The sequence below is a fragment of the Bradyrhizobium sp. MOS001 genome (genome assembly GCF_004634465.1).
GTDB lineage: Bacteria > Pseudomonadota > Alphaproteobacteria > Rhizobiales > Xanthobacteraceae > Bradyrhizobium > Bradyrhizobium barranii.
The window spans coordinates 41,447-59,821 of record NZ_SPVJ01000024.1 but is presented as its reverse complement, the minus strand read 5'-3'; the positions used below and the strand labels follow the sequence as shown (position 1 = coordinate 59,821).

The 18,375-nt window shown below is 65.1% G+C and carries 14 protein-coding genes; 9 read left to right on the top strand and 5 right to left on the bottom strand.

Annotated features, from left to right (window positions below; all coding sequences use genetic code 11):
* Positions 1-151: 151 nt before the first annotated feature.
* Positions 152-625 carry a secondary thiamine-phosphate synthase enzyme YjbQ gene (locus CT676_RS25775; RefSeq protein ID WP_085402614.1) on the top strand — a complete coding sequence of 158 codons (474 nt, stop codon included), beginning with the start codon at positions 152-154 and terminating at the stop codon, positions 623-625.
* 62 nt (positions 626-687) lie between these two features.
* Here CT676_RS25775 and CT676_RS25770 read toward each other — a convergent pair whose 3' ends face one another.
* On the bottom strand, positions 688-2,313 hold the full coding sequence (locus tag CT676_RS25770; protein ID WP_193560909.1) for an MFS transporter: 1,626 nt from the start codon (positions 2,311-2,313) through the stop codon (positions 688-690).
* 343 nt (positions 2,314-2,656) lie between these two features.
* Here CT676_RS25770 and CT676_RS25765 point away from each other — a divergent pair, with 343 nt between their 5' ends.
* Positions 2,657-3,328 (top strand): response regulator transcription factor, encoded by a 672-nt coding sequence (locus CT676_RS25765; protein ID WP_071917775.1) that lies wholly within the window; start codon positions 2,657-2,659, stop codon positions 3,326-3,328.
* Positions 3,329-3,361: 33 nt separating this feature from the next.
* On the opposite strand, the gene CT676_RS25760 is transcribed toward CT676_RS25765, so the two are convergent.
* Positions 3,362-6,196: a winged helix-turn-helix domain-containing protein gene (locus CT676_RS25760; RefSeq protein ID WP_085402612.1), complete on the bottom strand. Its 2,835-nt coding sequence runs from the start codon at positions 6,194-6,196 to the stop codon at positions 3,362-3,364.
* 199 nt (positions 6,197-6,395) lie between these two features.
* Between CT676_RS25760 and CT676_RS25755 the strand changes: the two genes are divergently transcribed.
* The 4 genes from CT676_RS25755 (at position 6,396) to CT676_RS25740 (ending at position 9,357) form a co-directional block, all read left to right on the top strand.
* Positions 6,396-6,815, top strand: a complete 420-nt coding sequence (locus CT676_RS25755; protein ID WP_063980781.1) for an organic hydroperoxide resistance protein — start codon at positions 6,396-6,398, stop codon at positions 6,813-6,815.
* A gap of 35 nt (positions 6,816-6,850) precedes the next feature.
* Positions 6,851-7,879, top strand: coding sequence for an alpha/beta hydrolase (locus CT676_RS25750; protein ID WP_085402611.1), 1,029 nt, complete (start codon positions 6,851-6,853; stop codon positions 7,877-7,879).
* Between the two features lie 72 nt (positions 7,880-7,951).
* Positions 7,952-8,515, top strand: coding sequence for a cytochrome P460 family protein (locus CT676_RS25745; RefSeq protein WP_085402610.1), 564 nt, complete (start codon positions 7,952-7,954; stop codon positions 8,513-8,515).
* Positions 8,516-8,532: 17 nt separating this feature from the next.
* On the top strand, positions 8,533-9,357 hold the full coding sequence (locus tag CT676_RS25740; protein WP_085402609.1) for an SDR family NAD(P)-dependent oxidoreductase: 825 nt from the start codon (positions 8,533-8,535) through the stop codon (positions 9,355-9,357).
* Between the two features lie 7 nt (positions 9,358-9,364).
* On the opposite strand, the gene CT676_RS25735 is transcribed toward CT676_RS25740, so the two are convergent.
* The 3 genes from CT676_RS25735 to CT676_RS25725 form a co-directional block, all read right to left on the bottom strand.
* Positions 9,365-12,874, bottom strand: coding sequence for a PAS domain-containing hybrid sensor histidine kinase/response regulator (locus CT676_RS25735; protein WP_085402608.1), 3,510 nt, complete (start codon positions 12,872-12,874; stop codon positions 9,365-9,367).
* A 284-nt stretch (positions 12,875-13,158) separates the two neighbouring features.
* Complete coding sequence (hemA, locus tag CT676_RS25730; protein WP_071916882.1) at positions 13,159-14,388, bottom strand: 5-aminolevulinate synthase; 1,230 nt, start codon at positions 14,386-14,388, stop codon at positions 13,159-13,161.
* A 198-nt stretch (positions 14,389-14,586) separates the two neighbouring features.
* Complete coding sequence (locus CT676_RS25725) at positions 14,587-15,321, bottom strand: GntR family transcriptional regulator (RefSeq protein WP_085402607.1); 735 nt, start codon at positions 15,319-15,321, stop codon at positions 14,587-14,589.
* Positions 15,322-15,479: 158 nt separating this feature from the next.
* Between CT676_RS25725 and CT676_RS25720 the strand changes: the two genes are divergently transcribed.
* From CT676_RS25720 to CT676_RS25710, 3 genes are read left to right on the top strand one after another with little or no spacing between them, the layout of a single operon-like run.
* Entirely contained in the window at positions 15,480-16,508 is a 1,029-nt protein-coding gene (locus tag CT676_RS25720; protein WP_085402606.1) for a TRAP transporter substrate-binding protein, read from the top strand.
* 25 nt (positions 16,509-16,533) lie between these two features.
* A complete protein-coding gene (locus CT676_RS25715) occupies positions 16,534-17,082 on the top strand; it encodes a TRAP transporter small permease (protein ID WP_085402605.1) in 549 nt (182 codons plus the stop codon).
* The gene (locus CT676_RS25710) at positions 17,079-18,359 is read left to right on the top strand and encodes a TRAP transporter large permease subunit (RefSeq protein WP_085402604.1); all 1,281 of its coding nucleotides are present in this window, start codon (positions 17,079-17,081) and stop codon (positions 18,357-18,359) included. Before CT676_RS25715 ends, CT676_RS25710 begins: the two co-directional genes overlap by 4 nt.
* Positions 18,360-18,375: the final 16 nt, after the last annotated feature.

The following is an 18,375-nucleotide window of genomic DNA, read 5'->3' as shown; positions in this document are numbered from 1 at the left end:
CGCGCTATCCATGCGTTGAGCTGCCGTAGGGTGAGCAAAGGCGTTCTTACGCCGTGCCCACCATGTTTCCACCGTGACGTTAGAAGACGTGGGCACGTCGCTACGCGCCTTTGCCCACCCTACGGCGGCATTCCGAGTTGAGAGATCTTTCATGACATCAGGCAAATCCGTCACGCGCTCGGCGCCATCGTCGGTGCAAGCCACCACCGTCGCATCGTCACTGCTGACCGTGCAGACGCCCGGCCGCGGCTTCACGGATCTCACCAGCGAAGCCGCGAAGTTCATCAATGAGGTTCAGGCGCGCGATGGCGCGCTGACGCTGTTCATCCGGCACACCTCGGCTTCGCTGACGATCCAGGAGAACGCCGATCCGTCCGTGCTCGTCGATCTCACCACGTCGCTGTCCAGGCTCGCGCCTGAAAACGGCGGCTGGACGCACGACACCGAGGGACCGGACGACATGCCGGCGCATATCAAGACGATGCTAACCGGGGCCTCGCTTCAGGTCCCGATCCTGAACGGCAAGCTCGCGCTCGGTACGTGGCAGGCGATCTACCTGATCGAGCACCGCAGGCGCCCGCACCGGCGCGAGGTGGTGCTGCAATTCATCGGCAGCAATCACTGATCCCAAAACAAAACCGGCCGCGGAGACCGCGGCCGGTTCGTATTGTCGATCGCTGCTGTCGATCAGGTCGCCTTGATGTCGACGTCCTTGGTCTCGGGCAGGAAGAAGAAGCCGATCACGACGGTAATCGATGCGAAGATGACCGGATACCAGAGACCCGCATAGATATCGCCTGTAGAAGCCACGATCGCGAACGCGGTCGCGGGCAGCAGGCCGCCGAACCAGCCGTTACCGATGTGGTAGGGCAGCGACATCGAGGTGTAGCGGATGCGGGTCGGGAACAGTTCGACCAGCATCGCGGCGATCGGGCCGTACACCATGGTGACGAAGATCACCAGGATGAACAGCAGCCCGACGGTCGCGGCCACCTGCGGACGGAAGATGTCGAACGGATGCGACATCTTCACGATGCCCGCATCGCCCGGCTTCGGATAGCCAGCTGCCTGCACTGCGGCGAGCAGCGCGGGATTGCCGTCCTTGGCGTTGGCGTAGGCGATGTCCTTGCCGTTGACCACCACCTTCACGCCGGAGCCGGCCGGGCCGGGCACGGTCGAGTACCTGACCGACGCGCCCGACAGGTAGGCGCGTGCGGTGTCGCAAGGCGCGCTGAAGACGCGGGTGCCGACCGGGTTGAACAGGTCGCCGCAACCCGCGGGATCCGCCATCACGTCGACCTTTACCGACTCGATCGCCTTTTCCAGCGCCGGGTTGGCGTTGGTGGTGATCATCTTGAAGATCGGGAAGAAGGTCAGCGCGGCGATCAGACAGCCCCCGAGGATGATTGGCTTGCGGCCGATCTTGTCGGAGAGCACGCCGAACACGATGAAGAAGCCGGTGCCGAGCAGCAGCGACCAGGCGATCAGGAGGTTAGCGGTATAGCCGTCGACCTTCAGGATCGATTGCAGGAAGAACAGCGCGTAGAACTGGCCGGTGTACCAGACCACGCCCTGGCCCATCACGCCGCCGAGCAGCGCGAGCAGAACGAGCTTGCCGTTCTGCCAGTTGCCGAAGGCTTCCGTCAGCGGCGCCTTCGAGCTCTTCCCCTCGTCCTTCATCTTCTGGAAGATCGGGGATTCGCTGAGGCGGAGCCGGATCCAGACCGAGATGCCGAGCAGCAGCACCGAGACCAGGAACGGGATGCGCCAGCCCCAGGCCGCGAAATCGGCCTCGCCGATCGCGCTGCGAGTGAACAGGATCACCAGCAGCGACAGGAACAGGCCGAGCGTGGCGGTCGTCTGAATGAACGAGGTGTAATAGCCGCGCTTGCCGTTCGGCGCGTGCTCCGCGACATAGGTCGCCGCACCGCCATATTCACCGCCGAGCGCCAGGCCCTGGGCGAGGCGCAGCGCGATCAGGATGATCGGGGCCGCGATGCCGATGGTCGCCGCATTGGGCAGCAGGCCGACGATGAAGGTCGACAGACCCATGATCAGGATGGTGACGAGGAAGGTGTATTTGCGGCCGACGATGTCGCCGACGCGCCCGAACACGATGGCGCCGAACGGACGGACGAGGAAGCCCGCGGCGAAGGCCAGCAGCGCGAAGATGTCGCGGGTTGCTGGCGGATAGGCCGAGAAGAACTGCGCGCCGATGATGCCGGCCAGCGAACCGTAGAGGTAGAAGTCGTACCACTCGAAGACGGTACCGAGCGAGGAGGCGAGAATGACGAACCGTTCGTCCTTCGTCATTCCTCCCGCGCCCGCTTGAGACACAGCCATTGTCGACATGTTGAGTCGCTCCCCGAAATGCGTTTCCTCGCGCCCCGGATATCCGGTCGTGCCGGATCAACCCAGGTCTTGGCTCCAAGGTAACATCGGCGTGAAACCCGCCCCAATACGACTTTCGGCCTTGCGCACTGACGCGCACCTGACGCCGCGGACCTTTCAATCCGGCACGATCGCGCTCGACCATGGGTTAACCCCGTTCCCGCAAAGGGATAATGCCCACTTGCATGCCACGGCCGGTCGGGAAAGAATTGACCAAGGCCCCGGGCCGGCCTACTGGCCCGGTGTGAATGCCAGCAAGAGAACGATGAGCGCTCCTTCGACCCATCTCGTCATTGCCGATGACCATCCCCTGTTCCGCGACGCGTTGCGGCAAGCGGTGGCGGGCGTCCTGACCTCGGCCAGGATCGACGAAGCGGGATCGTTCGAGGATCTCACCAAGCTGCTGGAACAGACATCCGACGTCGATCTGGTCCTGCTCGACCTCTCGATGCCCGGGATCTCCGGCTTTTCCGGGCTGATCTATCTGCGCGCGCAGTACCCGGCCATCCCGGTGGTGATCGTCTCGGCCTCCGACGACAGCGCCACGATTCGCCGCTCGCTCGATTTCGGCGCCTCCGGCTTCATCCCGAAGCGATTCGGCGTCGAGACCTTGCGCGACGCGATCCTCAAGGTGATGGAGGGGGACGTCTGGGTTCCCACCGACACCGATCTATCGGCTGCCGCCGATCCCGACATGACGCGCCTGCGTGACCGCCTGGTGACGCTGACGCCGCAGCAGGTCCGGGTCTTGATGATGCTGTCGGAGGGCCTCCTCAACAAGCAGATCGCCTATGAGCTCGGCGTCTCCGAAGCCACCATCAAGGCGCACGTCTCGGCGATCCTGCAAAAGCTCGGCGTCGAGAGCCGCACGCAGGCGGTGATTGCCGCGGCGAAGATCGCCGGCGGCCAGTGGAAGCAGGGCACCCCGACGGGATAAGCCCGTCGTTCCGGCGCGCACTGCCAACCTGTGTCACCCCAGGAGCCTTTTGGCGGCCCTGATATCCGCAGTTTCGGAGCCCTCGGCAAAGCCCTCGAGCGCCGACTGCAGCAACCGCTTCGCTTCCTCACACCGGCCACGTTCAGCAAGGAACTCGGCGAGATCGATCGCAGCCCGCAGCTCCCAGGCTTTTGCACCGTTGCGACGGCTCAGTTCCAACGACTGCATCAGGTGGTTTTCGGCCTCTCCACGGTTCGGCTCCGGCAGTGACAGCAACACATTGCCCTTCATGCGCAGCAGCTCGGGCATGTAGAGATGGTCGCCGCCTTGCTCGACGAGGCCGATCGCGTCGTCGATCAGGCGCGCGCTCCGCTCGATCTGCCCGAGCGCCAACAAGCCATGCACGAGTGCGATGTTGAAGGTCGTGGTGAGCAGCTCGTAGCCGGCGTCGTGGAGCTCTCGCAGACAGGCCCGTATCGTCTCGACGCCGCCAGCGGCGTCGCCGCGCCGGATCGCCAGCTCGCCTTTGACGCCGCGGCCGACCGCGAGATAAGGGCCCATCGAGCGCGTTTCGGCATGTGCGATGAAGCGGTCGAGGTTCTCTTCCGCGCCGTCGAGATCCCCGCTCCAGAGATCGATCGAGACCGCCCAGATCAGCGCGATGCAGAGCGTGATCGGATGGTCCATCTGCGCGGCCTCGGTGACCGTCTGCCGCGCCAGTTGCCGCGCAGCCGCCGGCCGGCCCTGCAACCAAAGCTCGCGCGCGAGCGAGATGCCGGCCCGGTTGCGGTGATCGAAGCCGTGGACCGTGCTGATCCGCTCCGTGCCCGGCCCGTGCCAGGCGGCCTCCAGCATGCTCAGGGCGTCGCGATGCTCGCCGGCCAGATGCAAGGAGACACCCAGCAGCGAATGGGCGAGCGCGATGGAGGCGGCATCGCCGAGCGTCTCGGCGACCGTGAGGCTCTGCTGCGCATAACCGAGCGCGGCGTCGAACTGTCCCATCCGCTCATGGAAGATGTGCATGCGGCCGAGCAGCTGGAGCTGGTTCGTCGCGTCGCCGCGCGCCTCGGCGATCGCCAGGCTCCTGCTCAGGGCGGCACGCGCAGCCTCGCTGCCGCCACGCGTGAACATCAAGGTCAATCCGAGGGCGGCCTGGATGTGCATTTCCTCGGCGCTGCCGCGCGAGGGCGGATCGATCGCAAGCAGCGCCCGTTCCGACCAGCGCCGGCATTCGATCAGCAGCGACATGGCGAGAAAGATCGGAGCCGCCGCGGCGGCGAGCGCAATGCCGATGCCGACATCGCCGCCCGTGCCGAAGCACCAGTCCAGCGCGGCGCGCACGTTGTGAAGCGCGGAGAAATGGATCGCGCGTTCGTCGGCGCTCGGCACGGTCGCCCATGTCGTGCCGGCCTGCTCCAGCCATCGCCGGTAGTAGGTTGCGTGGCGGGCGGCAAGCGCGGTCTCGTTCGGCTCGATATCGAGCAGATAGGCGCGCGTCGTGTCGAGCAGACGGTAGCGCATCATGGCGCCGACCGGTCGCGGCGCGACCATCGACTTGGCGACCAGGCTGTCGATGGCATCGAACAGGCGCGAGCGGTCGACGCGCTCGTCCGGCACGATTTCGAGCGCGGCGTCGATGGTGAAGTGACCGGCGAAGACGGCAAGCCGGCGCAGCACGAGGCGCTCGGTGTCGGACAGGAGCCCGTAGCTCCAGTCCAGTGTCGCTTGCAACGTCTTCTGTCGCGGCGGCGCGGTGCGCTGGCCCTGCCAGAGCAGATTGAGGCGTTCGTCGAGCAGTGCGGCCGTCTGCTCCAGGCCGTAGGCCTCGACCCGGCCGGCGGCGAGCTCGATCGCCAGCGCCATGCCGTCGAGCTTGCGGCAGATACCGGCGACGATCGCGGCATTGGCATCGTCGAGCGCGATCTGCGCGCCGCCGGCCATGGCACGTTCGAGGAAGAGCTGAAGCGCGGGATAAGTTTGCGCGGCTGCCGCGGTCAGCCCGGGATTGTCAGGCGGAACGGCGAGCGGCGCCAATCGATAAACCTGCTCGCCCTCGACACGCAGGGCCTCGCGGCTCGTGGCGAGGATATGGACATGGGGCGCCGCGTGAAAGATTTCGGCTGCCAGCGGCGCCGCGGCGGCGATGACGTGCTCGCAATTGTCCAGGATCAGCAGCATCCGCTTGTCCCCGAGATGCGCGAGCAGTGCAGGCAGGGGATCGTCGGTCTGCGCCGGCAAGCCCAGCATCAGCAGAATCGAGGTGATCACGAGATCGGGATCGCTGAGCGCGGCGAGGTCGACGAAATGCGCGGCGTCGGAGAAAGTCTCGAGCAGGTCGTGCGCGATCGCCACCGCAACGGCGGTCTTGCCGACGCCGCCCGGGCCGACGATCGTGACGAAGCGCGAGCCGATGAGCTTGTTGGAGACGGCGGCGACCGCATCGTCGCGCCCGACCATCCGTTGCAGCCGGTTCGGCAGCTTGACGGGTGGTAATTCCGTCCGCTGCGCGGGACGCCGCTCTGCCGCGATTTCCGCGTTCGAGATCGGCGCCACGAAGCAATAGCCGCGGCCGGAGAGCGTGGTGATGTAGCGGGCGCCGTCCTTGCCGTCGCCGAGCGCCTTGCGCAGGGCTGCGACGTGAAAGCGCAGATTGGCTTCTTCGACGGTCAGCCCGGGCCACACCAGCGCCATCAGGTCCCATTTGCTGACGACCTCGTTTGGCCGCGACATCAGCGCGATCAGCGTGTCGAAGGCCTTCGCGCCGAGCGGCAGCGCGACGCCGTCGCGCATCACGAGCCTTTCATGCGATGTCACGGTGAATGGCCCGAACGATTGGGTTCCCGTTGCGGTGCCGGCCGACTCGGTCATGGCGAAATGTTGTCCTTTCAAACGGACCGGATAGCCAGATGATCGCAATCCGGCAAGGCCGCACCTGCATCGGCATCAGACCGCTGATGCAGGCCTTGTGGCGGGACTGTGCGCCGGGGCCTCACAACTTCTCACAAGTCCAAACGGGAGTCCTGCCGCCGCCGCTGCTAGTCAGTTGCGCGACGGCAAGGAGACCTTCATGACGCAAGCGGCAAAATTGCTCTACACGGCCAGCACCCACACCAGCGGCGGACGACACGACGGCATATCGCGCAGCTCCGACGGCCGCCTCGACGTCAAGCTGTCGCCGCCGGGCGGCACAGGCATCGGCACCAATCCTGAGCAATTGTTCGCGGCCGGCTGGTCGGCCTGCTTCGAAGGCGCGATGGAGATCGCTGCCCGCAAGCGCAAGATCGAGCTTCCCCGGAAATGCGCGATCGATGCGGAGATCGATCTCGTGCTCGACGAGGGCGCCTATTCGCTCAGCGCGCGCCTCAACGTCAGCCTGCCGGGCCTCGACCGCGAGATCGCGCGCGGCATCGTCGATGAGGCGCACCAGACCTGCCCTTATTCCAAGGCCGTCCGCGGCAATATCGACGTCACGGTCGCGCTGATCTGACGGACATCACCAACTATCAACAAGGTAGCACCACCATGAAACAGATCATCGACCAGCACCGCCGCAAATTTTTCGGCGTCGCCGCGGGAACCGTCGCCGTCGGTCTCGGTGTCATCGACCTCGCCCGTGCCGAAACGGACGCGCCGAAGTCGTCCGCATCGAATGCGTCGTTCGGTCCGATCAAGCAGATCGACGCCGGCGCCCTCAATGTCGGTTATGCGGAGGCAGGTCCCTCGAACGGTCCCGTGGCGATCCTGTTGCACGGCTGGCCTTACGACATTCACGCGTTCGTCGATGTCGCGCCGATCCTGGCAAAGGCCGGCTATCGCGTGATCATCCCGTACCTGCGCGGCTACGGCTCGACGCATTTCCTTTCCAGCGAGACGCCGCGCAACGGCGAGCCCGCCGCCATGGCCGTCGACATCATCGCGCTGATGGACAAGCTCGACATCAAGAAGGCTGTTATCGCCGGGTTCGACTGGGGCGCGCGCACCGCCGATATCATCGCTGCGTTGTGGCCGGATCGCTGCCGTGCGCTGGTGTCGGTCAGCGGCTATCTGATCTCCAGCCAGGCCGCAGGCAACGCGCCGCTGCCGCCGTCGGCCGAGCTGCAATGGTGGTACCAGTTCTATTTCGCGACCGAGCGCGGCCGAGCCGGATACGAGAAGTACACGCATGATTTCGCAAAACTGATCTGGAAGCTCGCCTCGCCGCAATGGAAGTTCGACGACGCGACCTTTAGCCGGAGCGCTGCGGCGCTGGACAACAAGGATCATGTCGCCATCACGATCCACAATTACCGCTGGCGGCTCGGGCTCGCCCAGGGCGAAGCGAAATACGAGGAGCTCGAAAAGAAGCTCGCCGCAGCTCCGGTGATCAGCGTCCCGACGATCACGATGGAGGGCGACGCCAACGGTGCGCCGCATCCCGACCCCAGCGCCTATGCCAAGAGGTTCTCAGGCCGGTACGACTTCCGCCTGATCACCGGCGGCATCGGCCACAATCTGCCGCAGGAAGCGCCGCAAGCCTTCGCCAAGGCCGTCATCGACGCCGACGGCGCCTGAGCGTTCATTCGATGCCTCGGTCCAGCGCGGCTGGACCGAGGCTATGCCGCGCTCCCAGCATGAAGGAACGTCATGACGTCCATCGAACCTGAAATGAAAAAGCGCTCTTATGCGACGGCTCTCACGCTTGCCGCGCTCCTTCTCGTCGTTCTCCTGACTTGCGTGCCCTACTTGGTCTCGATCGCTCTCGCCGAGGGGCCGGCACAAGGCAACACGGCAGACGCATCGCCGATCTTCGGCGTCACGATTCCTGCGGGTTACAAGCAGTGGGAGCTGATCGCGCCCGCCGAGGAGGCGGCGCCACTCGACGAGCTTCGCGCCGTTGTCGGCAACCAGACGGCAATCGACGCTTATCAGGCCGGCAAGCTTCCGTTCCCCGATGGCACCATTCTGGTCAAGCGCGCGTGGAAGCGGAAACAGTCACCGGAATTCGCATCCGCGACGATCCCCGGCGCGGCCACCACGGTGCAGGTGATGGTCAAGGATTCCAGGAAATATGCGTCCACCGGCGGCTGGGGATTCGGCCGCTTCATCAATGGCAAGCCGGTCGACGAGGCCCAGCACCGCACCTGCTTCACCTGCCACGACGCCCGCGCCAAGAGCCACGACTACGTCTTCACCCGGCTTGCGCCCTGAGCGGTCAGGAGCCCACCGTGTCAAAGATCTGGTTCATCAGCGGCAGCTCACGCGGGCTCGGACGCGCCATCACGGAAGCCGCGCTTGCGGCGGGCCACCGGGTGGTTGCCACTGCCCGGAATCTCGGTCCGCTCGAATCGATGCGGGAACGCTTTGGGGAAAGACTGCGGCTCGCAACGCTCGACGTGACTGACGAGGCGGCCGCGCAAGTGGCCATCGGCCTCGCCGTGGAGGCGTTCGGCGGCGTCGATGTGGTCGTGAACAATGCCGGCTATGGCGATCTCGGATCGGTCGAGGATACGAGCCTGGCCTCGTTCCGTCAGCAGATCGAGGTCAATCTGCTCGGCACCATCATCGTCACCAAGGCGGCGATCCCCGTGCTGCGCCGGCAGCGCCGCGGGCATATCGTGCAGTTCTCGTCCGTCGGCGGACGGATCGGAGCCCCCGCACGCGCGGCCTATTCAGCCGCAAAATGGGGCATCGAGGGCTTTTCGGAATCGCTGGCGCGCGAGATGGCGTTGATCGGCGTGCACGTGACGATCGTCGAACCCGGCGGCTTCCGTACCGGCTTTGCGCAGTCAGCGCATGCGACCGGCGAAGGGCGGGCGGAGTACGATGCCGTCGTTGGCGCGGCCGTCAGGATGCAGCGCGATTATGATGGCCGCCAGCCTGGCGATCCGGCGAAGGCCGCCGCACTTGTGCTGAAGCTCGTCGACATGGACAGCCCACCGCTGCGGATCGCGTTCGGCAGCGACGCCGTGAACGCCATCGCGGCGACGGACCGGCAACGCCTCGACGAGCTCGAGAAGTGGCGCGCGCTCAGCGTCTCGACCGACTACTGACCGCGTCTTACTCCGCCGCCACCATCTGCTGCGTGCGCCACTGTCCCAGCAGGGCGCGGAGCGAAGCCGGCTTCACCGGCTTGTTGAGCACCGCGACATTTTCCTCGCGCGCGGCGACCTGCACCGCGGGGCTGCGGTCGGCAGTGATCAGGATCGCAGGGATGCCGTCGCCGAAGCGGCGGCGGATCTCGCGGATGGCGGCAATGCCGTTGCCGCGGTCGAGGTGATAATCGACCAGCAGGCCGGTGACGCGGCGGCCCGCGCCTTCGATCGCGGCGATCGCGCCCTCGGGGTCGGCGACCGCGATCACCTCGGCGTCCCAGGCCTTGAGCAGCGTGCGCATGCCGTCGAGGATCGCCGCGTCGTTCTCGATGCAGACGATGAGGGCGCCCGAGATCGGCCTACGCGCCAGCGGCGTCGCGCTGGTGACGGCAGCGGTGTGGGTGATCGCCTTGGCTGTCGGCACCGTCACGGAGAAGACCGAGCCGCCGCTCTTGTTGCCGTCGATGGCGATGCCGTGCTTGAGCACGCGTGCAAGACGCTCGACGATCGAGAGGCCGAGTCCAAGGCCGCGGGCGATCCGCGCGCCCTGTTCGAGGCGGTGGAATTCCTTGAAGATCTCGCCGCGCTTGACCGGCGGGATGCCGACGCCGGTGTCGTAGACGCAGATTTTCAGCGAAGGGCCCTGGCGGCGGCAGCCGACCAGCACGCGTCCGCGCGGGGTGTATTTGATCGCGTTGGAGATCAGGTTCTGGAGCAGGCGCCGCAGCAACAGCCGATCGGACTCGACCGGCAGCGAGCAGGGCACGAAGGCGAGCTCGAGGTTCTTGGCGCGCGCGATCGGCGCAAACTCGATCTCCAGCGAGCGCATCAAATCGGCCATCTTGAAGCTCGAAATCGAGGTCGTCATCGCGCCGGCGTCCAGCCGCGATATGTCGAGCAGTGCGCCGAGGATCTCCTCGATCGCCTGGAGCGATTCGTCGATGTTCTCGACCAGCCGCGTCTCCTCGCCGCTGTGCTGGCGCTCGACCAGGCTGGTGACATACAGCCGCGCCGCGTTCAGGGGCTGGAGGATGTCGTGGCTGGCTGCCGCCAGGAATCGCGTCTTGGAGATGCTGGCGTCCTCGGCCGCGCTCTTGGCCAGCGCCAGCTCGGAATTCAGCCGGGTCAGCTCCTCGGTGCGGTCGCGCACCCGCTTTTCGAGCGTCGCGTTGGCGCGCTCCAGCGCTTCGGCGGCCTCGAATGTGGGGGTGACATCGGTGAAGGTGATGACGAAGCCGCCGCCGGGCATGCGGTTGGTCAAAATCTCGATCACCATGTGGCGGTCGGGCAGGCGCTCGAGATAAGGCTCGCCGTCGGTGGTGTAAGCCGCGAGCCGCCGCTCCAGCATGGCTTCGCGCTCGACCGGATTGTCCGGCTCGCTCACACCCATGAATTCCAGGATTTCACGCAATGGCGTGCCGAACTGGATGAAATGCGGCGGCACGTTCAGGAGATCGCCGAACTGCCGGTTGGAGCAGATCAGTTGCAGATCGGCGTCGAACACGGCGATGCCCTGGCGAACATGGTTGAGCGCAGTCTGGAGGATCTCGCGATTGAAATGCAGCGCGGCGTGGGAATCGTCGAGCAGTTTCAGCGCCGCCTTCGCCGAGACCGTCCGCTTGCGCAGCAGCAGCGACATCACGAGCCGCGACGAGGCCGCGCCGATCGAAGAAGCGATCAGGTGCTCGGCGTGCTGCAGCAGCTCGAAATCGGCGGGCGCCCCGGATTCCAGGCGAACATTGCGCCGTACCGAAAATGCCTCGAACGAATGCCGGGCGCGGTCGGGTCCGAGATATTGCGCGACCGTGGTCTGGATGTCCTGCACCGTAACGGTGGTGCGCCAGCGGCGGAAGTTCGGGGAGATCGGCGCGAGCGTGTTGGGTACGAACAGATCGGCTTGCACCAGCTCGATCGAAGATGGCCGCCGCGCCAGCGACAGCAGCACATAGGTCAGGATGTTGAGCGACAGCGACCAGATCACGCCGTGCATCAGCGGCGGCAGGTCGGCGCCGAACAGCGCCTGCGGCCGCAGTGCCTCGATGCCGAACGGGCCGTGCTGGAGCAGCAGGATGCCCGCCGTCGAGGAATCCATGAAGCTCGGGATGAACAGCGTGTAGAGCCACACCGCGAAGCCAACCAGCATGCCGCCGATGGCGCCGCGCGCGGTGGCACGCCGCCACAACAGCCCGCCGAAGAAGCTGGGCGCGAGCTGGGCGATGGCGGCAAAGGAGAGCAGGCCGATCGCCGCAAGCTGGGTGTTGCCGAGCGCGCGGTAGTAGAAATAGGCCATCACCATGATGGCGAAGATCGCAAGCCGGCGCGAGCGCAGCAGGAAGTCGCTGAAATCGGCGCCGCCGGTGCGCCCCTCCGGCCGCCGCTGCAGCACCAGGGGCACCACGAGGTCGTTCGAGACCATGATGGAGAGTGCGACGCATTCGACGATCACCATCGCGGTCGCCGCCGACAGCCCCCCGACGAAGACGGCGACGCTGAGAAGTCCCGCGCCGCCCTCCATCGGCAGCGCCAGCACATACATGTCCGGTTCGACCGCGCCGAACGGAAAGGTGACGAGGCCAGCGAGCGCGATCGGGATCACGAACAAATTGATGGCGACGAGATAGAACGGGAACAGCCAGCGCGCGCGGCTGACCTCGGCATCCGAGGAGTTTTCGACCACGCTGACGTGGAACTGGCGGGGCAGCAGCATGATCGCGCAGAGCGACAGCAGCGTCATGGTGAGGAAGTTGCCGATCGACGGCGAATAGTTGATGGCGCGCACCGCCTCCGGCGTCCTCATCGCGCGCTCGATCAATTCGTGTGGCGAGAACATCCAGAAGGTGACGAAGATGCCGGCGGCAAGGAAGGCGATCAGCTTGATGATGGATTCGGTTGCGACCGCCAGCATCAGTCCGTGCTGGTGCTCGGTGGCGTCGGTCTGCCGCGTGCCGAACAGCACGGCAAAGGCGGCCATCGCCAGCGTCACCATCAGCGCCATGTCGCCGAGGATCGGGATGTGGGAGAACGCCTGGTCCTCGCTCAGGATCGTTTCGAGCGAGGAGGCGACCGCCTTGAGCTGGAGCGCGATGTAGGGCACCGAGCCGATGATCGCGATCAGCGCCACCGTCGCCGCCACCGCCTGGCTCTTGCCGTAGCGCGCGCCGATGAAGTCGGCGATCGAGGTGATGTTGTGCGCTTTCGCGAGCTGGATCACGCGGCGCAGGACGCCGGCGCCGAGCCCGATCATCAGGATCGGGCCGACATAGATGGCGAGGAAGTCGGTCGAGGCGCGGGTGGCGAAGCCGACCGAGCCGAAGAAGGTCCAGGAGGTGCAATAGATCGCCAGCGACAGCGGATAGATCAGCCCGGACGCGCGGCCGCGCCCGGCCGGCGAGCGGCGGTCGCCGTGGCTCGCCACCAGGAACAGGAAGCCGATATAGCCGAAGGCGGCAGCGATCACGCCCCAGTCGTGCAGCATGGCGAGCGCGCTTCTCCCTGGGCGCGGGGGCGCCCGAACTCATTTTCCCTGCAAATCTAGCGCGTTGGGCGGTCGCAAGCGACAGCGAAATGCCGTACCGGGGCGGGAACTGGGGTTGTCGTTAAGGTGCGAGCGGACGCGGATCCCGCTTACCCTCCCTGGAGGGGGAGGGTCGATCGCGCGAAGCGCGATCGGGGTGGGGTGATCTTTCCACACGAGCAGCGTCAGAGGTGGAGAGACTGTCACCCCACCCCGTCTCCCTCCAAGGGAGGGTGGAAGCAGGCCTACTCCGCCGCCAGCGACTTTTGCTTGAGCGGCAGACCCAGGCGGTCCCACACCTGCAAGAGCGCTTCGGCGAGCTGATCGATCAAGCCGTCGTCGTGATAGGGCGAGGGTGTGATGCGCAGGCGTTCGGTGCCCTTGGCCACCGTCGGATAGTTGATCGGCTGAATGTAGATGCCGTGCTGTTCTAGCAGCAGGTCGGACGCCTGCTTGCACTTCTCGGCATCGCCGATGAACAGTGGCACAATATGGGTGTCGCTCGACATCACAGGCAGGCCGGCAGCATTGAGGATCGCCTTGACGCGGGCGGCGCGGTCCTGGTGGCGCTCGCGCTCCCAGTTCGAGGTCTTCAGATGCTTGATCGCGGCGGTCGCGGCCGAGCAGATCGCCGGCGGCAGCGCGGTGGTGAAGATGAAGCCCGGCGCGTAGGAGCGCACGGCGTCGATGATCTGGCCGTTGGCGGCGATGTAGCCGCCGAGGCAGCCGAACGCCTTGGCCAGCGTGCCTTCGAGAATGTCGATGCGATGCATGACGCCGTCACGCTCGGCGATGCCGCCGCCGCGCGGGCCGTACATGCCGACGGCATGGACCTCGTCGACATAGGTCATCGCGCCATATTTCTCGGCGAGATCGCAGATCTTGGCGAGCGGGGCGACGTCGCCGTCCATCGAATAGAGGCTTTCGCAGGCGATCAGCTTCGGCCGGTTCGGACCTGCGGCCTTCAACTTCTCTTCGAGGTCGGCGAGGTCGTTGTGGCGGAACACGACGCGCTCGCAGGCGGACTGGCGGATGCCCTCGATCATCGAATTGTGGTTGAGCTCGTCCGACAGGATCAGGCAGTTCGGAATGAGCTTCGCGATGGTCGCGATGCCGGTCTGGTTCGAGACATAGCCCGAGGTGAACAGCAGCGACGCTTCCTTGCCGTGGAGATCGGCGAGCTCGGCCTCGAGCTGCACCAGCGGATGATGGGTGCCGGCGATGTTGCGGGTGCCGCCTGCGCCGGTGCCGACGCGGGTCGCGGTTTCGACCATGGCGCCGACCACCTTCGGGTGCTGGCCCATGCCGAGATAATCGTTGGAGCACCAGATCACGACGTCGCGTTTGCCCTTCGGCGAGTGCCACAGCGCATGCGGGAACCGGCCGGCGATGCGTTCGAGATCGGCGAACACGCGGTAGCGCCGCTCCGTGTGGAGACGATCGAGGGCGGTATTGAAGAACTGGGCGTAATCCATCGGCAAAACCTAAGACGGAACTGACCAAAAAGGGCGCATCTTCTTAGAGCTTTTCCAGCTCTAGAGTCTATGCGCTATCCCACATTTGGGCATGGGGAGCATTTGGGCAAAATGCCCTATCGTGCGATTTGAAACTTGATCCCGATCAAGTTCGCGCGAGAGGCAATGTTGCTTTGCACCATCGGCGGCGCTGCGGGTCTACCCGGCCTTGGCCTTCTTGCGCGGCTCGCTCCGCGCGTCCTTGACGGCGGCCACCGGCTTTAACCAATCCGAATTGCGCAAGGCATGCGCCACGCAATCATGGATGTGGGTGTGCAGCACCTTGTTCGCGCCCTTGGCGTCGCGCTTCAGCGCCAGCTCTTTCAGCTCGCGATGCTCGGAAGCAGCCATCTCGCCGCGGAACACCACGGCGATCATCTGGTAGCGCAGATAGCGGTCATAGACCGCGGCATGCGCATCGAGCAGCACCTTCGAGCCGCAGGCCGCGACGAGCGCGCGATGAAACTGGAAATCGCACTGTTTCCAGCTTTCCGCATCGGACCGCTCGCCTGACAGCAGCATCCGCTCCATCGCCGCGAGCTTGTGATGCGCCGAGACGATGTGCGCCTCCCAGTCGAGATCGCCGGCCGCAAACGACTTCTCGATCATGTGGCTCTCGAGCAGCTCGCGCAGCTCCGCGATCTCCTGGAATTCGGTTGCCGAGATCGGCGCGACCTCGAAGCCGCGCTGGCCTTCGGCGACGACAAAACCTTCCGAGCACAGCCGGTTCAGCGTCTCGCGCAGCGTCGAGATGCTGGTGCCATAGGCGCCGCTCATCCGCTCGAGCTTCAGCTTCTGCCCCGGCGTCAGCTTGCCGAAGATCAGGTCGGTGCGGATGCGGCGGTAGGCGCTGTCGCCCACCGTCTCGGCTGTCGTGTCGGGAAGGGTGTCCATGCCTCATTCTAGCGCGTTGGACGTGCGTTTTGCCAAATTTCGAAACTTTATCAAGTGTTTCATGTAATATCAGACAAAATCAAAAATATAGGTTGATTTATAATTCGTCATATAAGACGTTCCTGTCCCTAAGAACGAGATCAACAGGGGAGGGAGCGATGCCCGTTCGGTTCAAAGGTCTGGCTTTGGTGGCGGCGATCGGCGCGGTCGCCTTGGGCGCGATGGGGCCGGCCTCGGCGCAGGCCATTCAGGAGCGCACCATCCGCTGGGGGCACCTCAACAACACCGACCATCCCGTCAGCAAAGGCGTGCAGAAATTCGCCGAGATCGTCGCGGCGAAGAGCGGCGGCAAGATTAGGGTGCGCGAATATCCGGCCAATCAGCTGGGCAGCGAGATGCAGCAGCAATCGGCGCTGCGCGCCGGCACCCAGGAGATGCAGTCGCCGGCGACGACGTCGCTGGTCGGCATCGTCAAGGATTACGGCCTGATCGATTTCCCCTTCATCGTCTCGACGCCGCAGCAGGCCGACGCCTTGCTCGATGGTCCGCTCGGCGCAGCGCTGCTGGCAAAGCTGCCTGAGAAGGGGCTGGTTGGTCTCGCTTATTGGGATCTCGGCTTCCGCAACGTCACCAACAGCAAGCGTGCCATCACCAAGGGCGAGGACCTCGGCGGCATCAAGATCCGTGTGATCCCGAACCCGGTCTATCTGGAGACCTTCAAGGCCTTCAACGCCAACCCGGTGCCGATGAGTTTCTCGGAGCTCTATAGCGCGTTGGAGACGGGCACCGTCGACGGCCAGGAGAACCCGTTCTCCGTGATCCTGTCGAACAAGTTCTTCGAGGTGCAAAAGTATCTCAGCGTCACCAATCATACCTACTCGACCAACATCATCCTGATCAGCAAGAAATTCTGGGACGGGCTTTCGCCCGACGAGCAGAAGATTTTGCAGGACGCGGCGATCGAGGCACGCGACTACCAGCGCAAGGTCAGCCGCGAGCAGGCCGCTGCCGCGATCGACGAGCTCAAGGCCAAGGGCATGGCCGTCAACGAGATCGCACCCGCCGAGCTCGATCGCATGCGCGAGAAGACAAAGCCGATCGCGGAAAAATTCTCGGCCGACTACGACCCAGCCATCGTCAAGCTGTTCAACAGTGAGCTCGACCGCGTGCACGCGCTGAAGCCGTAAGCCGACGCGCAGCAGGACGGACCTGATGAAGACAGTGGTCAACGCCTATTTCTGGCTGCTCCGCGCGGTGATCGCGGTGCTGCTTGCCGCCATGGTGGTGCTGGTGTTCGGCAACGTCGTGCTGCGCTACGGCTTCAATTCCGGGATTGCGATCTCGGAAGAGCTGTCGCGCTGGCTGTTCGTGTGGATGGTGTTTCTGGGCGCGATCATCGGCCTGAAGGAGCATGCCCATCTCGGCGTCGACAGCCTCGTCAAGGTGCTGTCGCCGTTCGGCCGCAAGGTCTGCTACGGCCTCAGCCACGCGCTGATGCTCTATGCCTCCGTGCTGCTGACGGAAGGCTCCTGGAAGCAGACGGTGTTGAACTGGGATACGGTGGCGCCCGCCTCGGGGCTCTCGGTCGGCCTGTTCTACGCTGCCGGGATCGTGTTCGGCGCCTCCTCCTGCGTGATCATCGTGCACGAGCTTTATCGGCTCGTGACCGGGCAGGTCGCCGATGCCGATCTGATCGCCATCAGCGAGTCCGAGGAGCTCCCGCATTCTCCTGGCGCCGCGAGCGGAAAGCAGCAGGCATGACTGTCGCCGTCTTCACCTTCTCGCTGCTCGGCGCCATGGCGATCGGCATGCCGATCGCGTTTGCGCTGATCATCTGCGGCATCGCGTTGATGACCTATCTCGCGATGTTCGATTCCCAGATCATCGCGCAGAACGTCATCAACGGCGTCGATTCCTTTCCGTTGATGGCAGTGCCGTTCTTCATCCTCGCCGGCGAGGTCATGAACACCGGCGGCCTGGCGCGTCGCATCCTCAACTTCGCGATCGCGCTGGTCGGCCATTTCCGCGGCGGGCTCGGCTATGTCGCGATCCTGACGTCATGCATCCTGGCCTCGCTGTCGGGCTCGGCGGTCGCGGACGCCGCGGCGCTCGGTGCGCTCCTGGTGCCGATGATGGCCGCCGCTGGCCACAATCGCGCCAGCGCGGCTGGCCTCGTCGCTGCCGGCGGGATCATCGCGCCCGTCATTCCTCCGTCGATCGGTTTCGTCATTTTCGGCGTCGCCGCCAATGTCTCGATCTCGAAGCTGTTTCTGGCCGGCATCGTGCCGGGCCTGCTGCTCGGCGTCGGCCTGTGCTTTGCCTGGTGGTGGGTGGTGCGCAAGGAGAACCCGGCGCGCCTGCCGCGCAAGAGCATCGCCGAGATCTGGTGCGCGCTGATCGACGGCTTCTGGGCCCTGATGCTGCCGATGATCATCATTTTCGGCCTGCGCTTCGGCATCTTCACGCCGACGGAAGCGGCCGTCGTCGTCGCCGTCTACTCGCTGGTGGTGGCGATGGGCGTCTATCGCGAGCTCAGGCCGGCACAATTGCCGGCGCTGCTGGTCTCGACCGCGCAGACCACGGCTGTCGTGATGTTCCTCGTCGCCGCGGCGCTGGTATCGTCCTGGCTGATCACGGTTGCCGAGATCTCCGACCAGATCGTGGCGCTCGTGCAACCGTTCGCGGGCAACAAGACCCTCCTCACCTTCGTTCTGATGATCATCGTCGTCATCGTCGGCACCGCGCTGGACATGACGCCGACGATCCTGATCCTGACGCCGATCCTGATGCCGATCGTCAAGCAGGCCGGCATCGACCCCGTCTATTTCGGCGTGCTCTTCATCATCAACAATGCGATCGGGCTGATCACGCCGCCGGTCGGCGTCGTGCTCAACGTCGTCTGTGGCGTTGCCCGCGTCTCGATGGATGATCTGATCCGCGGCGTCTGGCCCTTCCTGATCGCGCAGCTCGTCGTGCTAGCCTTGCTGACGCTGTTTCCCGTTCTCGTCACCGGTCCGGCCAAGTGGTTCGGTGGCTAACTTCCAGAAGGACCTG